Origin of the sequence: Roseivirga sp. UBA838 (genome assembly GCF_002296035.1) — a bacterium.
GTDB classification, from domain to species: domain Bacteria; phylum Bacteroidota; class Bacteroidia; order Cytophagales; family Cyclobacteriaceae; genus Roseivirga; species Roseivirga thermotolerans.
The window spans coordinates 96,243-112,863 of record NZ_DBHC01000022.1; the positions used below are offsets into that span (position 1 = coordinate 96,243).

Consider the following 16,621-nt stretch of genomic DNA (forward strand, 5'->3'; position numbering starts at 1 on the left):
GGAACAAAATTAAGGATAAATCCTTAGGCCTCAACAAAGCGTGCTTTTAGCTCAGGGGTGGGCATGCGGCAACTGTCTCTTTTACCCCACCATTTATAGCGATTTTTGGCAATTATGTCGTAAACCCCGTGTCTTATAAATGGCGGAATGATTATGAAGATATAGAGCAGAGGATATAGGCCCGATAGTTTTTTGGCAATGCGCAAGGCTGCAGAGCTTTTTTTGTAAACCTTGCCACCTGAGAGCAACACAAGGCTATCAAATTCGGCCTGATCATAGCCTAATTCTTTCAGCTTTTTTTGACCAAAATCTGATTGTAGTGCGGCAAACCTAAAATGACCTTTTGGATCGTGGTCGATAATGAAATTGACCGAACTGTTGCAAAGGTTGCATACCCCATCAAAAAGCAGAATGTCTTTTTGCACTATCGAATAATTTTTACCCAGTTTTTAAACTCTTGTTTCCTTTTTGAAGGATCCAATACGTCAAAGGTAACAGTGGCGGTATAATAGTAAGTTCCGCTAGGCAGTTCCACACCGTTTTTGTCGCGTCCATCCCAGTCAATAAATAGGTTGGGCTCGCCTGTTCCGCGGGTGGTATAATTGAATATTTCTGTGCCCCCCCATCGGTCGAATACCCGGAACTCTACCGAGCTTACAAATCGCGGACATTTGCCATTAGGTTGGTCAAAAGCCCTGAAAGTATCATTGATACCATCACCGTTAGGGGTGAAGGTGTTGGGTAGTTCGTAGTATGGACAGTTGTCAAAACAAATAGGATCGCTCAGTTCGCTTTCGTTATTGCTTCGGTCTAGTGCCGAAATTTTGTAACAACCTTTTATAGAGTTAAGACCGGTGTGTCTGAAGGTGGTTTGAGTACTTGTTCCCACCAGTTCATAGTCGGCTTCGGCACCGGTTGGCGAATAATAAATGTTATAGCGGGCAATATCGTTTTGTGTGTCTTGAACGGTCCAGTTAAGCGTATTGGTAAAGTTGGCAAAACCACAAGGTTCAGTACTTAGCCTGTCGCAGTTCTCATTGTCAACGATCAGCAGAGGTCCGTCCGGTCCAATGATTTCTTTGCCATTATCGGGGTCTTTGTCTATGATTGGTTTTTCTGGTGCCTCTTCATCATTGGGCTGTACACAGATTTTTTGAGAGTCGTTAATGAGGGGAGCCGGAATAATGGGATTTCCGTAGCTACCCCGGGTAGTCACAAAATAGCAGTACTCTCGGTCTTCTTTTAATTCTATACCATTAAAGCTGCCATCATCGTGGTACTTCAAACCTTGTGAGGTAACCAGAGCGCTGTCTATGAGCACAAAGTTGTCTACATCTTCTGCCGCGGCATCTGTTCTGTTTCTGTAAATAAGGTGGTAGGGGCTGCTTTGCACCTGATTGGACCAGGGCACATCGGCCGTCCAGGAGAGGTCTATGGATTTTACATTGCCAAAGGCATCGAGCCATACGGAAGAAGCCGTAGAAGAACTATCAATCAGGTTGTTTCCTGCATCATAGAACCTTACCTGATAGTGATAGGGTAGGTCTTTGGTGTTTAAGCCGGTGTCGGTAAACACAGTGTCTTGTGTAGAAGTGAGCAGGGTTCTGTTGCTGCCTCCATTCTGGCCGGTATAGCGGATTAGCTCATAGGTATAGGGGCCGGGAAAAAGGGTTTGGTCTATTTCTAATGGAGAGGTCCAGCGCACATACATTTCTCCGTTGGTGTTGTCTGTGGCTTCTACTGAAACATTGGTTATGGTTGGCACATCGAGCGGTATGGTTACACACACTTCTGCAGAGGCGTAACTCGTTCCGCCTTCAGGCAAAGGGAATTCTGCCACAATGCGGTAGCAGTAATTAACTCCGGGCCGAAGGTCATTGTCGTCCAGATACGAAGTCTCGCTTACGGCTACATCGTCAATGAGTTCGTAGCCGGAATTGGCCGGTATGCCCACGTTACAATGTTCGGGCTGAAAGTCGTAGCTCTCTACCCTCCGGTAAATTTCGATTCTCGGGTTTAGGTTGCCTCCAACGTAGTTGTCCCAATTTAACTCTATAGACTGCCCGGTGACAATATTGGCAGTGAGGCCTTTGGGTGCCGGTGCCACCACAGTAACGTTCCAACGTTTAAAGTCGGTCAGGTTTGGGGCATCCGGGTCAAACGGATCGTCAGTAATTTTAAACTGTACTTCGTATGGTCTTCTTCGAACGTGCGAAAGGTTAGTCTGCCATTTGAAAAGGTATTCGGCAGGTTGCGGCCTAAAGTCTCTGTCTTGAGACATATCGGGCAGGTTAAAAAACTGAGCGGGTGATGAATTTACTCTAAATGGCCCACCAAAAGACTCTACGAGGATGTCGTTATTGTCGGGGTCGGTTCCACGAATAACAGCTTCTAACAGCTGGCCTGCTTCAATACAGGTGTCTGCCGGAACTTCGAGCAATGGCCTTTCATTGTCGCAATCTTCTATGAGAATCTGCATGTCTCGGGTTACGTAGCCCAGCAGTTCATAGCGCCCGGTGAGTTCAGAATATCTCCACTCTTCTATGATAAAGGCAATGTTGTATTCACCGGCAAACTCCGGTGCATCCCAAATCATATCTCCCGTTATTGGGTCTATACTAAAGTTGGTGGGGGTGCCTCCATCTTCTCGGATTTTGCTTATGCTGGGGTCGTCTAGCGGAAGATAAGGAATAACCTCCGTGCCGCGGTCTTGCAGGGGAACAACCATTTTGTAGGCCAGGCTGTCTCCGTCCGGGTCATAGGCCCCGGGGTTGTGGATAAATCGTGCTCCCACACAGCCTCTATCTATTGGCGGAATGGTTAGTTGTGGGGTGCCATTTACATCCAATCCCGGATCGATACGGATAACGGTTTCGATGTGGAAAGGAATACTGTCGGAGGTTGCTCCTCCAAGGTTAATGATTCCTCCATTTCGGTTTTCTTCGGTATAGCTCACCACAAACACTCCCGGTCCATCAAAGGTGTGTTCCCAGGAAATGGTAACTTTTTCGGTCTGATGGCCAATGGGCGTAATAATGAACCGGCCTTCTACCGAGGCGGCTTCCAGTGCGGGCTTGTCTCTGATAATTCTACCCTGGCCAAAGTTCATAATGCCATTCGACCCCACTTGAATGGACGATTCAGTGTCGCGGTAAATAACCAGAGTAAAGCGATATCTTAAGCTGGACTGTGATATTCTTACTGCTGTTAGTTCGCCAGCTCTAATATGAGTTGCCCAGGCTTCCGTAGCCAGGAAAGTGAGCAATAGGAGCACAAATATTTTTCGTAGCATAAGATTCTATTGGCCTAAGAAGTTTAACGCGCCAGGGTCACTAAGTTATATCTTCCAACACAAAAAACTGTCATTAGGTTGTAATATCACACCTAAGGGAGGCTTTAACCCCACTTGTTTTGGGTGCAATGTCACCAGGCTTAAGTTTTAAGGCAAATTCTCTCCACTTTTTTCTTAAGTAGCAAACAAAGTATGATCACACTATGTTAGCGGGTTGTTGCTGTTATTTAGAATTGTTCCAAGCATATTTGCTTTTGTTTGGTAACGTTTGAACTGTAATTTTGACCGGAATTTTAACCATTGAAATTAAATGAGTTGGGTAAAAAATACCTTTAGTAGTTCAGTGGGGAGAAAGTTTGCCATGGCGCTTTCAGCCCTATTCCTCATGATCTTCTTGTTACAACACTTCACAATCAATTTCATCTCGGTTTTGAGCAAAGATACCTTCAATGAGATATCACATTTTATGGGTACCAACGCTCTGGTGCAGTTTGTACTGCAGCCGGTGCTGATTTTTGCGGTGGTGTATCACTTTGTAATGGGTTTTGTGTTGGAAATTAAAAATCGTAACGCCAGAGAAGTAAAGTATGCCATGAATAAAGGCTCTGCCAATTCGACCTGGTTCTCCAGAAATATGATTGTTTCAGGAGCTGTGGTGCTGGCATTTTTGGGGCTACATTTTTATGATTTCTGGATTCCGGAAATAAATGTAAAATATGTTCAGGGCGATATGTCTGGTTTGCTGGCCGATGGTAGTTTTCGCTACTACGAAGAGCTGGTTCACAAATTTGTCGACCCTGTGAGAGTGGGTATTTATGTAGTGGCTTTTGTGTTGCTTTCTATGCACCTGCTACATGGCTTTGCTTCGGCCTTCCAGTCGATGGGAGCAAGACACGCCAAATATACTCCCGCTATAAAGAAATTAGGTAATATATATGCTATTGCCATTCCGGCAGGCTTTATCTTCATTGCCTTGTTCCATCATTTAACTTCACACTAAGTAAGGAAGAATGACTAAACTAGATTCAAAAATTCCAGAAGGTCCTTTAGCAGAAAAGTGGACCAAGCATAAGAATAATATCAGGCTGGTAAACCCTGCCAACAAAAGACTTATTGATGTTATAGTGGTGGGAACGGGTTTGGCCGGAGGATCGGCCTCTGCTACCTTGGCCGAGTTGGGATACAATGTAAAAGCATTTTGCTATCAGGATTCGCCCCGAAGAGCACACTCCATTGCTGCTCAGGGAGGTATTAATGCCGCTAAAAACTATCAGGGTGATGGAGACTCAATATACCGCTTGTTCTACGACACGGTAAAGGGGGGAGATTATCGTTCAAGAGAGGCTAATGTGTATCGTTTGGCCGAAGTTTCAACCAATATTATAGACCAATGTGTCGCGCAAGGGGTTCCTTTTGCCCGCGATTATGGTGGGCTGTTGGACAACCGATCGTTTGGTGGAGTACAAGTCTCCAGAACATTTTATGCCAAAGGTCAGACAGGCCAGCAGTTGCTGTTGGGGTGCTATTCGGCCATGTCGCGGCAGATTGGTAAAGGAAAGATAAAAATGTACAATCGCCATGAAATGCTGGATCTGGTGATTGTGAATGGAAAAGCCCGGGGAATTATTGCCAGAAATCTGGTGACCGGAGAAATTGAAAGGCATTCGGCTCATGCTGTTGTAATAGCCTCAGGAGGTTACGGAAACGTGTTTTTCCTCTCCACCAATGCCATGGGTTCTAATGTATCGGCCAGCTGGAAGGTGCATAAGAAGGGAGCATTTTTCGCTAACCCTTGCTTTACACAAATTCACCCTACCTGTATACCCCAGCATGGCGACCAACAGTCTAAGTTAACCCTTATGTCTGAATCGCTACGAAACGATGGAAGAATTTGGGTGCCTAAGAAGAAGGAAGACGCAGAGGCGATTAGAGCAGGTAAACTGGACCCGACTAAGATAGCTGAGGAAGATAGAGATTACTACCTGGAGCGCAGATATCCTTCATTCGGTAACCTTGTGCCCAGAGATGTGGCTTCGCGAGCTGCCAAAGAAAGATGCGATGCCGGCTATGGTGTAGGTACCAATGAAACCGGTGAGGCTGTGTTTTTGGACTTCTCTTCGGCTATTATGCGTTATGGACAAGAGGAGGCCAATGTAAAGGGACTTCACGATGCCAGCCAAGAGCAGATAAGACAAATGGGCGAGCAGGTAGTTGAAAAGAAATATGGAAACCTGTTCCAGATGTATGAGAAGATTACGGCCGACAACCCGTACAAAACCCCAATGAAGATCTACCCGGCTGTACACTACACCATGGGTGGCGTTTGGGTAGACTACAATCTGATGACCACTATTCCGGGTTGCTATGCTATAGGAGAAGCCAACTTCTCCGATCACGGAGCCAACCGTTTGGGGGCTTCTGCACTTATGCAGGGCTTGGCTGATGGTTACTTTGTGCTGCCTTATACCATTGGCGACTATTTGGCCGATGATATTAGGACCGGTCCAATTCCGACTGACACTCCCGAGTTCGATGAAGCTGAAAAGGCTGTGAAAGACAGGATAGACTTCTTTGTAAACAACAAAGGCACTAAGTCGGTCGATCACTTCCACAAGAGACTCGGAAAGGTAATGTGGAATAAGGTAGGTATGGCCAGAAACGAAAAAGGACTTAAAGAAGCCATAGAAGAAATAAAGGAAATTCGAGAAGAGTTCTGGAAAGACGTGAAAGTACCAGGTTCGCCTGATGGTATAAATCAGGAGCTTGAAAAAGCAGGCCGTGTGGCAGATTTCCTGGAATTGGGTGAACTGTTTGCCAGAGATGCGCTACTCAGAAATGAGTCGTGCGGTGGTCACTTCAGAGAAGAGTATAGCACAGAAGATGGAGAAGCCATGAGAGACGATGCCAACTTCACCTATGTTTCTGCATGGGAATATAAAGGAGAGCCTTCTGAGGCTGTACTGCATAAGGAACCATTGGTTTATGAGAATATTGAGCTCAAAACCCGTTCCTACAAATAATTATTTAGAACCTAGATATACGAAATATGTCAGCCAATAAAGGATTAAACCTTACACTAAAAGTCTGGAGACAGAAAAGTCAAAAGGAAAAAGGCCAGATGGAAACTTATCAGGTCTCTGATATTTCACCAGATAGCTCTTTCCTTGAGATGATGGATATATTGAACGAGCAGCTTATTGAGGAAGGTAAAGAACCGGTAGCCTTCGATCATGACTGCCGTGAGGGCATTTGTGGTAGCTGTTCAATGTACATTAACGGAGAAGCACATGGGCCGGGTAGAGAAATTACTACCTGTCAGTTACATATGAGAGAGTTTAAGAATGGAGATACCATTTACATTGAACCTTGGAGAGCTAAGGCTTTCCCTGTCATAAAAGATTTGGTAGTAGACCGTTCTGCTTTCGATCGTATTATGGCTGCCGGTGGTTTTATAAGTGTAAACACTTCAGGGAATACACAAGATGCCAATGCTATTCCTATAGAAAAGGCAAATGCAGACAAAGCTTTCGATGCGGCCACCTGTATAGGCTGCGGGGCCTGCGTGGCTTCATGTAAGAATGCCTCAGCCATGCTTTTTGTTTCAGCTAAGGTATCGCAGTTTGCTCTTCTTCCTCAAGGGAGAGTAGAAGCCAAGGAGCGGGTAAGAAATATGGTGAAAGTAATGGACGAAGAAGGTTTCGGAAACTGCTCCAATACCGGAGCCTGCGAAGTGGAATGCCCCAAAGGAATTTCTATTGAGAATATTGCCCGCATGAACAGGGAGTATTTGAACGCTACCTTAAAAGGGGAATAGTTTCTTTAAAGTCTCAAATCTCAAACCCTAATATTGGGTTCGCATCAAAAGTTAGAGCCTCTTTCAGATTTCTGGAAGAGGCTTTTATATTGGTTTTCATTTTTTGAATGATATTTTACGCATAAAAAATCATAAAAAAATTAATGACTTTGATTTGGCTATTGACCTCTTCAACTCTTTTGTCTCAGGCTAATGTTACTGCAGAACGTGGAATACCTTCTAACAATGCTAATAATGCAATTGGTGCGGTCACCAAGTTCTGGATAAATACCACTATGGCTCCTCCTGCGTCCAACAATTTTCCTAATCAACAAAACTGGTGGTCGATTCTTCAAACACAATTTGGAGATGTAAGGTACGATGCTCAATTGGCCTTCGGGCTAAATCAACAGGATTTATGGTTGAGGTATAATTACAATGGCAGTTGGCAGAATTGGAAACAAGTGGTAACTAAGGCATCCAATGGCCAATTAAACTTGAGTAGCAACTTGACCATTGCAGGAGCCCCAAATTTATCAGGTGCTTGGTTGCTGGTTGGAAGCACTGACTTTGGTTTGGGGCTGGATCACAATGAAATTGTTTTTGCTGGTACTGATGGGTGAATGGGAACTACTACTAACCATGATTTAGTATTTCGAGCTAGAGGAAGCAGTGAGAGGATGAGATTAAATAAGGAAGGCAATCTTGGTGTAGGAGTTACACCTTCCGCGAACTTTAAATTATCAGTTGGAGGAAATGTCTTGGCTAAAGGATATATAGAATCCAAAAAAGTAAAAGTCACTGCCACTCCGGGGTCAGTTCCCGACTATGTATTCTTCTCCAATTATAAACTATGGACCTTGGCAGAAGTGGAGGCATTTATCAAAGCAAACTCCCATTTGCCCAATATTCCCAATGCCAAGGAAATTGAAACCAATGGGCAGGATGTAGGATACTTGCAGTTGAAGTTGTTGGAGAAGATTGAGGAGTTGACACTTTATATGATTGAGCAGAACAAGGAAATGGTAGAGCTCAAACGGACAGTGAAGAGTCAGGCTGAGAAAATCAAGATATTGGAAAGTAGGTCTTCCAACTAGAAAATTGAATTGATAGAACTATGAAATGAAGGCCTCTGACTTGGAGGCTTTTTTGTTATCTTCCATTCTACTTTTTTTAAATCCTCTTTACACACAAAATAAAATCTCATGAAAAAAATAATGATTGCAATAAGCTTCTTGGCTTCAGTTTCCCTCAGTGCTCAAAATCCGGCATATACAGATGTTAATAATGACTTTTCTGTGGGGCAAACCATTAACGGTAACCTAAGGGCAACAGGCATAATAAAAACTGACCGTATTGATATTGATGATCGCAGGGCTTTTTCGTTTAACAATAACTGGCTTTATATCAATGCTAATAATGATTTTGGAACGGGTGTCTATATTGGGAGTAAGCTTAAGGTCAGAGATGATATTATGTCTTATGATTTCCAAAGTACTTACATTAGCAATTCTAATGGTCATATCTACGAGTTAGGTAATAGAGTTTTGACAGAAGGTGGAGGAGTTATAAACTCTAGTTTAGGTATTGGTGCTACTCCCTCAAGTAGCGAGATGTTTTCGGTCTCTAATAACTCTTCTACTGGTAATTTAATGGCTCGGTTCGCCCATTCTCAAGGTTCAACGGGGAACTTGAATAAAGGCATGAGGTTTGATTCAAAAAATACTTCTGGAAGTTTGAGGTATCTCGATTTTTTTATAAACGCAGATAATGAAACTGCAGGTTTTGGTTTGGGAACTACAAGCGGAGACTTGCCTATTGGCAAGGGTAATTTGAATTATGCGGCCATTTATTTTGACCGTTTCAGAAATACCACTCTTAATGGTAATGCGTTTGTTCAAGGCAATCTCGAATCCAAGAAAGTAAAAGTTACGGCCGACCCCGGCTCGGTTCCCGATTATGTTTTTGCTAATGACTATAAGCTTCAGTCTTTAAGTGAGGTAGAAGAATTTATCAAAACCAATTCCCACCTTCCCAATATCCCCAATGCCAAAGAAATAGAAGTCAATGGTCAGGATGTGGGAGATTTACAGCTCAAGCTACTGGAGAAGATTGAAGAGTTGACGCTTCACATGATTGAAATGGAAAAGACCATAAAAAGCCAGGCCGCTGAAATAGAAAAGCTAAAAAGTGACAATTAAGAATGATCACGCATATTCCTGTTCGAATATAGTTTTTTGTTGTTTGAATATATGATTGGATGAACTTCTTTCATTCACTTTGCCGATGATCAATTTTAGAGTAAGATTTAAGAAAGATTAATATGTAAATAATCGAAATACTTAATACTTTAGGTAAATTTCAAACAATGAAACACACACTGAAATCCCTAGCCTGTTTATTACTATTAAGCCTTCCATTCAATTTTTATGCACAAAACCTTCTTGACCTAAATGGCTGGACTATAGGTTCTGGTAGCGCTTCCGGCTTCAGTCAAAATGGTTCAACATCCGAAAACACAAGAGAGTGGGGCATTGGTCCTCATGGAAACAGGGTGATTCTTTGGAAAGCAAGTCCAGATGCAGGGGGGGGGACAAGTGGAGGATGGGACTCTAATTATTATGCTATTGACCATTCAAAGGAATATAGAGTGTCTGTTTGGATTAAGAAGACCAATTCCAATAATGGCCATAGCTACCTTGGTTGCACTGGGGGCGGGAGTCATGTTTTGAATTTGGACGGTTCCGTAAACAACAATGCTTATTTCTGGGTAGGTGACCCCCCAACATTAGATCGATGGTATTTGATTGTTGGCTATGTTCATGGCAGTGGTGATAACAGCACCGAGAATTATGGTGGGATTTATGATGGAGTGACTGGTAAAAAGGTGGTAAATATCACTGATTTCAAATTTCAAACCTCAACATCGAGCCTTCGACACCGCTCATACCTCTATTACGATTCAAATACCTCCGATCGCCAATACTTCTATGCCCCCCGCATAGATGAAGTGAATGGTAACGAACCTACCATTGCAGAACTTTTGGGTATTATGCCCAATAGTTTGGATGAGCTCTCGGTAGGAACAGACAATTTACCTTCTGGCTACAAGCTCTCTGTTGGTGGAGATGCCATAATGGAAAAGGTAAAAGTTCAGGTAGAGGGGGCTTGGCCTGATTATGTTTTTTCCGATGGGCACCCTCTACTGTCTTTAGATGAACTTCAGCAATACATTAAGGAGCATGGTCATTTACCTGGAATTCCTTCAGCTAAGGAAATAGAGGAAGAAAGACAAGACCTGGGCCTCATTCAACAAAAGCTCTTAGAGAAGATAGAGGAACTGACCTTATACATACTCGAACAAAACAAAGGGCTGAAAAATCTGGAAATCAAAAACCTTGAATTGGAACAACAAATGCAGCAATTGAAGGAAGAAATAATCAAGAAAGACAAATGGTAGTATATGAAAAGAATTGCCTTTACCCTCCTGGGATTAATTTCCTCATTATCTCTTGTCGGTCAAATTCAGTACTACAATACTAGTGGAACCACAGACTACAATAATAGTCGCAAAGATGTAAAAGTTGGTGCTTACACCTCTATTGGTAGTACACGGATGAATAATTTCGGGTACATCGGATTTAATGCATTTCTAAATTCTTCCTCTGTTTCGGGTAATTATAATCGGTTTCAGGCAGAGTGGCCTGGCAACGGTACCGCTACTGGCAAAGGAATGATTATGCATATGACTTCCGGTGGAGATGGAAATTTGAACTTTGTTGGAATAGACTGGAATAATGATAATTCGGAAAAAGACTTGTCATTATTCAAGCCTGTCCTGAGCCTTAAGCACAATGCGTTTGTTGGAATTGGTACGATGAATCCAGGAAGGAGGTTGACGATATCTAGGGATGTTCAGTCTACAACAGGTCAATTAGAATTAAGAAACGTTGGTGGAATTACCGATGGCAGTTTTGATGGTATTTATTTCACCCAAGGTGCCAATGGAGCTACTCCATTAGGTAGCATAAGATCAATATATCGCAGCAATGGGCAGCCAGATATTGCCTTTTTTACAAGAGATGGTGCTTACACGGAATCAGAAAAGTTTAGAATCCAAAACAATGGATTTGTTGGTATCGGAACGACCTCTCCCTCAGAAAAGCTAGAGGTAAATGGAAATGCCTTAATTCAGGGTGATCTCGAATCCAAGAAAGTAAAAGTCTCTGCCGCTCCCGGCTCATTCCCAGATTATGTATTTGCAAATGAATATCAGCTCAAAAGTTTGTCTGAGCTAGAAGCCTTCATTAAGGAAAACGACCACCTTCCCAATGTGCCCACCGCTAAGGAAGTAGAAGCCAATGGTCAGGATCTGGGGCTAATCCAACAAAAGCTATTAGAGAAGATAGAGGAGTTGACGCTTTATATTATTGAACTCGAAAAGAACATTAATATTAAAAATGATAGAATATCGGAGTTGGAAAAAGATGTCGACCGTATTAAAAGAGATAATGAGCTAATAATGAACCTACTACGTAAGGCACTGGATAACTAGAATTTTGACACAATCATGAATAAACCCACTTTAATTTTATTGATAATAGGAAGTTTGACTTGTACTTCCTTGAGAGCACAGTCTTCTGGTGGTATACAAGGGGTAGTTCCTCCTACACCAAATGCCTTTCAGATGACAAATTTCAGTGCCCAACAACCCAACCTTTATACAGGAACTTCTAATGTTAATATACCTTTATATCGATTTGATTTTGAGGGAATTAAACTGCCAATATCATTGAGTTATGATGCTGGTGGAGTAAAGGTAAATCAAGAAGCTTCGGAAGTAGGCTTAAGTTGGACACTTAATGCAACTGCGCTTATTTCTCGGACTATTGAAGGAAAGGATGATTTGGTCAATTATGGTAATGCCAAGGGATACGTATATTCTCAGCAATTAGTAGATAATATTCAATATGGAGACACCTATTGGACTAATATCAACTCAGGGTGGATAGATACGCAACCTGATATTTTTCATTACAACTTTTTTGGATACTCAGGGTCATTTACTCTCGAGCAAAAAATAGTTGATTCGGGTATTCCAGCGATCAAATTGAATAACGACAACGTTAAGGTTACGTTTAATGAAGCTGATCAAAGCTTTATAATAACCACACCAGCGGGGTTTAAAGGATATTTCTCCGTCAAGGAGAGAACAACGTCAATTTCGGGGACTGCCGGTACTAGTCCGGCCACATGGGTTAGTTACTCTAATTATCCTTCACTTACGGATTTAAAAAATAGTGGTCGTTATAGAAATATTACCTCATGGTATATTGAAAGACTTGAAGCTCCTAATGGTAAGGTAGTTAACTTCGAATATGACCTTGAAGCGGATGGAAGAAGTAAATATGTTTCAATTACCCAGCCTTCTTTTGGAGAAACACTATCAACGGGCAGCACTCCAATGTTTAGAACAATTCAAGAGCATGTATACCTTAAAAGCATTACTCTGAGTGGTGAGCTTAATATAGTTTTTTCTATGGAAGACCGCTATGACCTAGAGAGGTTCTTGGGTGCAGGTGGCTACGCGCCTGCAGGTAGTTCGAATATCATGAGTAGCAGCGCCTATCTTAAACGTTACACTTCAATTTCTGTAATTGGGCAAGGGTTTTCTACACTTGAAAAGCAAATAAGCTTTAATCAAGGATATTTTAATAGTGATTACATACAGCAAACTGACGCCTATCAGTTCTTGAGGAGTAGGCTAAATGCCGTTACCATTGAAGATCAGGTATATCGTTTTGAGTATGAATATGGGGATTTTGGCTTACCTAATAAATCCAACTGGGGTATAGATAATTTTGGATACTACTTCAAAGACATCCAAAACTATGATGGAACTACTTTTCAAAGGTTCGCTATTAATAATTTCTCTACCTCAACCCCTCAAAACGCTACTTTTTATCAGACGAGCAATGCTAAGGCTAACTTCGATATGGCAAAAATAGGGGCACTTAAAAGAGTTTACTATCCAACAGGGGGATACACAGAGTTTGAATACGAATTGCACGATTATTATGTAGATGGTGCAAATGTTCAGAATGGTGCTGAAAGTATTAACAGTAATGGGGATGCAGGAAATGTACATGGAGGCGGTCTGAGGTTGAAGGGGCAAAGCACTTACTCAGAGAAAGGGCAACGGGCTAGCAAAACCAGTTACTTATATGTGGATGCCACAAACCCCAATAAATCATCGGGTAAAATAATGACCCCACTGTGGTATTATTTTTATTGGGATCCTGAAAACGATGGGACATATGCGACTCGATTTATTTCTGCCAATGAAATGTTGGCTGTGCATTCGGCACAGGGAAAAAATATTGGGTATTCGAGAGTTGTTGAGGTTTTCGAAGGTATAACTGAGAGCTATGAAAGGATTTACGAGTTCGAGAACGTGCCCACGGTGTTACAACCTGACTGGGAGAACTATAGAGTTCTAGGGTCTGAAGCTTACAAAAATGGACAGCTGATTGGGGAAACTTCCAAGAATTCTCAGGGCCTTACGGTAGAGTCATCAACCTACTCTTATTTCAATAGTTCAACTGGGGAGGTAAAGGGCATTCGCTTGATCTTTTCGAATAACTCCTTAGAGTTCTTTTTTAGGTACAAAGTGTTACAAACTTTTGACGGAATTAGTCAGAAACAAACTACAAGCTATCATAGCTCAGGAAATATCGACCAGACTACTAACTACTCATACAACACCCATTATCAACTTCAAAGTGAAGAAACCTTCGGTTCACGAGGGAAAATGACTAGGACAAGGTATATCAGGCCGTATGATCTTTGCGATAACTGCAGTAGTCCTCAAGTCTTAGTAGATATGATTCAAAGGAACCTCGTAGAGCCCATTATCGAAACCCAGTTTGAAGTGAATAATCAGTTAGTTTCTGCCCAGGCAAATCTCTTCGAAGTTGATGCCAGCAATCTAATTGTGCTTAGAAAGACATATAGCTATAATAAAGACAAAGGAAGTTTTGTGCCAACTACCGGCACTTCCTTTACTGGTGGGTATGAGTTGGAGAATCATTTTACCAAGTATGATTCCCAAGGCCGATTATTGGAAGTAGTGGATAAGGCCGGGGTATATAGTTCTTTGATTTGGGGATACAATAATACATTACCAGTTGTTAGAGCTAATGGAGTTAGTTACAACGACTTGTTGGTGGCATATAATGTGGCTTTGAGCGGAAGTGATTTTGAGTCAGATATTAGAAGTCATTCTAACACTAGTGCAGCCTATGTTACTACCTATGTGCATAACCCTTTTGTGGGAATGATTAAGCAGGCAGATCCCAATAGGTTAAGTGTGTCATATGAGTATGATGTGAACGAACGTCTTAGACATTTAAAAGACGACAATGGACATATTTTAAAACAGTATGATTACAATTTTGAGCCTGCTGAAGCAAAATCGCTCATACTAAATCAAGGTTCAACAGATTTTGGAGTTGTTGCACCAAATGAATCCAAAACTAAGGTATTCAAGATTAAGAATACGGGTAATACTGTTATGGATATCAGTCACTTAGCATTACCAACCTATTTTTATACCTCTTTTTCGAGTTTTGCAATAGCACCGGGTGAAACCTTTAACCTTCCTATTACCTTCACTGCCCCTTCATCACAAGGAGGGGTTAGCGGTGGTGCTGTGATCAAGGAAGTCAGTAGTGGACCTGTATATTTAAGTTTTAATCTTAGTGCCAGTGTCGAAACTCCCTCCAGAATTATGTCACTGACTTCTACATGTGCTGCTGTGACGGCTCCATTTGTAGAAACTACTGTTACCATTCAGAATAGTGGAAATGATTATCTAGAGGTAGAGCAAATTGTTCTGGATCAAGCTGATCAGAATGACGGATTAGAAATATTGTACAATCCAAGTGGAGAGTGGCGTCAGGGTATTTCAGGTTCTTACCAATTACCTCTCTATATAGCACCTCAATCAAGTGGTGTATTCAGAATACGATATACGGGTAGTACAAATATTAATAATTGGGATCAGAGCGCTAACATCAGGATTTATTCCAATAGTACCAATGGTCTTCCAAATACCTATGATGCTACAGTTCAAGTAAAAAACACCTGCAATTAAATTTGATAAACACATGAATTTGCTAAAGCTAACGATAGTTTTTGTGCTATTTTTTCTAATAATAGACTCTTCTAATGCTCAAAGTGCAAGGGGGGAGTCACGGTTGGAAGACAGCCTGGTTGGTACCTGGGCATTCGATTATGATAGTTCTTTTAGGAGTTTATCGAGCGAGGTAAAGAAGGGGTTGACCAAGAATGGTAATCGGTTTGAAAAACTCTTACGCGGTCAGTATGAATTTAGGGTTTATGAATTCACTGATCAAGGTCTTCTGACAATCTCTATTCCTTCAGGAGATTTGATAAAAGGAAGTTGGATTTATGATTCAAAGGAGAAGCTCCTGAAAGTTGTTTATGAATCTGGGCAGATAAAGGAGTTTATAGTTAGCGGAATAGGGACCAATAATTTGAAGCTAAAGCTTAAATCCAAAAAGGATGAAAGTGAAACCCTGATCTTTAAGCAAATTCATCTTAGAAAGCAGTAAAAGCCACACACAATGAGGATACTTAGTCAATGTTATAAGGTATTGGTATTTACGGTACTATTATCTATCTCTTTTCAATCAGCTTGGGCGCAATATAGCATATCAGGAGAGTTTTCTGTTGTGGAAAATGACACAGAGACTTACACCATGAATGGGCCTAACATAGCTTCAATATCTTGGTATATCAATAATGGTAAGGGTACCATAATGTCTCAATCAGGCAATAGTGTGACTATTCGTTGGGATGAAGGGGGGACAGATTTTATTGATGCTATGGTTGTTGACAATGACTCGGAAATGTATCTGGTTACCAGTAGTTTTGTCCAAATAGCTTACACCCCACCCCCTGTTCCATACGATCCTCTTGTGTTTAGTCAGAATTGTGGATCTACTGAGATAAGAATGAGTGGTTCTCCCCCCTCTGGAATTCAGTGGTACTGGCAAGGAACAAACTCGAGTGGCACGAGTACTTCTAATTCTTCCGCTTCATATACGGTCACCTCTACTGGTACTTACTACCTCAGAGCTTACAGAAGTTCAACTAATCAATGGAGTGCGGGTTCCTCTAGTGTGACAATTAGCAGTATTGTTCCTCAAGTAGGAAGTAGTTCAATATCAGGGGCTTCAAGTCGCTGTCAGGGAGGAGGTACTTCCGATTATAATGCTTCTGCCAATAATGCTACGGGCTATACCTGGAGTATACAACCCAGTAGTGCTGGGACTATTAACAACAATGGAACAGTATCTTGGAATAGTGAATTCACTGGTAATGCAACTGTTTCGGTAGTTAGTTCAAACGGGTACTGTTCTACCAGCACCACCAAGACAGTTACCGTAACCCCTTTAGTAGGCTCAGTGACGATAAGCGGAGGTGTAGATAGCCGCTGTCAGGGGAGTAAC

The 16,621-nt window shown here is 42.0% G+C and carries 13 protein-coding genes; 11 read left to right on the forward strand and 2 right to left on the reverse strand.

What is annotated here, in order from left to right; genetic code table 11:
* Positions 1 to 23 precede the first annotated feature (23 nt).
* Both B3O12_RS08825 and B3O12_RS08830 read right to left on the reverse strand, forming a co-directional pair.
* A complete protein-coding gene (locus tag B3O12_RS08825) occupies positions 24 to 425 on the reverse strand; it encodes a thiol-disulfide oxidoreductase DCC family protein (RefSeq protein WP_189631690.1) in 402 nt (133 codons plus the stop codon).
* Positions 425 to 3,292 (reverse strand): gliding motility-associated C-terminal domain-containing protein, encoded by a 2,868-nt coding sequence (locus B3O12_RS08830; RefSeq protein ID WP_286746890.1) that lies wholly within the window; start codon positions 3,290 to 3,292, stop codon positions 425 to 427. The genes B3O12_RS08825 and B3O12_RS08830 overlap by 1 nt, the downstream gene beginning before the upstream one ends.
* Before the next feature lie 310 nt (positions 3,293 to 3,602).
* Between B3O12_RS08830 and B3O12_RS08835 the strand changes: the two genes are divergently transcribed.
* From B3O12_RS08835 to B3O12_RS08885, 11 genes are all read left to right on the forward strand, one after another.
* Complete coding sequence (locus tag B3O12_RS08835) at positions 3,603 to 4,292, forward strand: succinate dehydrogenase cytochrome b subunit (RefSeq protein ID WP_189631692.1); 690 nt, start codon at positions 3,603 to 3,605, stop codon at positions 4,290 to 4,292.
* A 10-nt stretch (positions 4,293 to 4,302) separates the two neighbouring features.
* Complete coding sequence (locus B3O12_RS08840) at positions 4,303 to 6,312, forward strand: fumarate reductase/succinate dehydrogenase flavoprotein subunit (RefSeq protein WP_286746887.1); 2,010 nt, start codon at positions 4,303 to 4,305, stop codon at positions 6,310 to 6,312.
* A 26-nt stretch (positions 6,313 to 6,338) separates the two neighbouring features.
* Complete coding sequence (locus tag B3O12_RS08845; RefSeq protein WP_189631694.1) at positions 6,339 to 7,106, forward strand: succinate dehydrogenase/fumarate reductase iron-sulfur subunit; 768 nt, start codon at positions 6,339 to 6,341, stop codon at positions 7,104 to 7,106.
* A 143-nt stretch (positions 7,107 to 7,249) separates the two neighbouring features.
* The gene (locus B3O12_RS08850) at positions 7,250 to 7,708 is read left to right on the forward strand and encodes a hypothetical protein (protein WP_286756021.1); all 459 of its coding nucleotides are present in this window, start codon (positions 7,250 to 7,252) and stop codon (positions 7,706 to 7,708) included.
* 57 nt (positions 7,709 to 7,765) lie between these two features.
* Entirely contained in the window at positions 7,766 to 8,182 is a 417-nt protein-coding gene (locus B3O12_RS08855; protein ID WP_286756022.1) for a hypothetical protein, read from the forward strand.
* A gap of 108 nt (positions 8,183 to 8,290) precedes the next feature.
* Positions 8,291 to 9,286 carry a hypothetical protein gene (locus B3O12_RS08860; protein WP_286756023.1) on the forward strand — a complete coding sequence of 332 codons (996 nt, stop codon included), beginning with the start codon at positions 8,291 to 8,293 and terminating at the stop codon, positions 9,284 to 9,286.
* Between the two features lie 167 nt (positions 9,287 to 9,453).
* Complete coding sequence (locus tag B3O12_RS08865) at positions 9,454 to 10,545, forward strand: hypothetical protein (RefSeq protein WP_286756024.1); 1,092 nt, start codon at positions 9,454 to 9,456, stop codon at positions 10,543 to 10,545.
* Positions 10,546 to 10,548: 3 nt separating this feature from the next.
* On the forward strand, positions 10,549 to 11,640 hold the full coding sequence (locus B3O12_RS08870) for a hypothetical protein (protein WP_286756025.1): 1,092 nt from the start codon (positions 10,549 to 10,551) through the stop codon (positions 11,638 to 11,640).
* A 15-nt stretch (positions 11,641 to 11,655) separates the two neighbouring features.
* On the forward strand, positions 11,656 to 15,240 hold the full coding sequence (locus B3O12_RS08875; RefSeq protein ID WP_286756026.1) for a hypothetical protein: 3,585 nt from the start codon (positions 11,656 to 11,658) through the stop codon (positions 15,238 to 15,240).
* Between the two features lie 13 nt (positions 15,241 to 15,253).
* The gene (locus B3O12_RS08880; RefSeq protein WP_286756028.1) at positions 15,254 to 15,721 is read left to right on the forward strand and encodes a hypothetical protein; all 468 of its coding nucleotides are present in this window, start codon (positions 15,254 to 15,256) and stop codon (positions 15,719 to 15,721) included.
* Between the two features lie 12 nt (positions 15,722 to 15,733).
* Positions 15,734 to 16,621 (forward strand): hypothetical protein (locus B3O12_RS08885; protein WP_286756029.1); only part of this gene is annotated, 888 nt, incomplete at its 3' end.

What these genes read in the sequence shown, in the direction of transcription:
- B3O12_RS08875 (WP_286756026.1), top strand. Translation starts at nt 11,656, where the DNA reads ATGAATAAACCCACTTTAATTTTATTGATAATAGGAAGTTTGACTTGT.
- B3O12_RS08865 (WP_286756024.1), top strand. Translation starts at nt 9,454, where the DNA reads ATGAAACACACACTGAAATCCCTAGCCTGTTTATTACTATTAAGCCTT.
- B3O12_RS08830 (WP_286746890.1), bottom strand. Translation starts at nt 3,292, where the DNA reads ATGCTACGAAAAATATTTGTGCTCCTATTGCTCACTTTCCTGGCTACG.
- B3O12_RS08870 (WP_286756025.1), top strand. Translation starts at nt 10,549, where the DNA reads ATGAAAAGAATTGCCTTTACCCTCCTGGGATTAATTTCCTCATTATCT.
- B3O12_RS08850 (WP_286756021.1), top strand. Translation starts at nt 7,250, where the DNA reads ATGACTTTGATTTGGCTATTGACCTCTTCAACTCTTTTGTCTCAGGCT.
- B3O12_RS08880 (WP_286756028.1), top strand. Translation starts at nt 15,254, where the DNA reads ATGAATTTGCTAAAGCTAACGATAGTTTTTGTGCTATTTTTTCTAATA.
- B3O12_RS08860 (WP_286756023.1), top strand. Translation starts at nt 8,291, where the DNA reads ATGAAAAAAATAATGATTGCAATAAGCTTCTTGGCTTCAGTTTCCCTC.
- B3O12_RS08835 (WP_189631692.1), top strand. Translation starts at nt 3,603, where the DNA reads ATGAGTTGGGTAAAAAATACCTTTAGTAGTTCAGTGGGGAGAAAGTTT.
- B3O12_RS08840 (WP_286746887.1), top strand. Translation starts at nt 4,303, where the DNA reads ATGACTAAACTAGATTCAAAAATTCCAGAAGGTCCTTTAGCAGAAAAG.
- B3O12_RS08845 (WP_189631694.1), top strand. Translation starts at nt 6,339, where the DNA reads ATGTCAGCCAATAAAGGATTAAACCTTACACTAAAAGTCTGGAGACAG.
- B3O12_RS08855 (WP_286756022.1), top strand. Translation starts at nt 7,766, where the DNA reads ATGAGATTAAATAAGGAAGGCAATCTTGGTGTAGGAGTTACACCTTCC.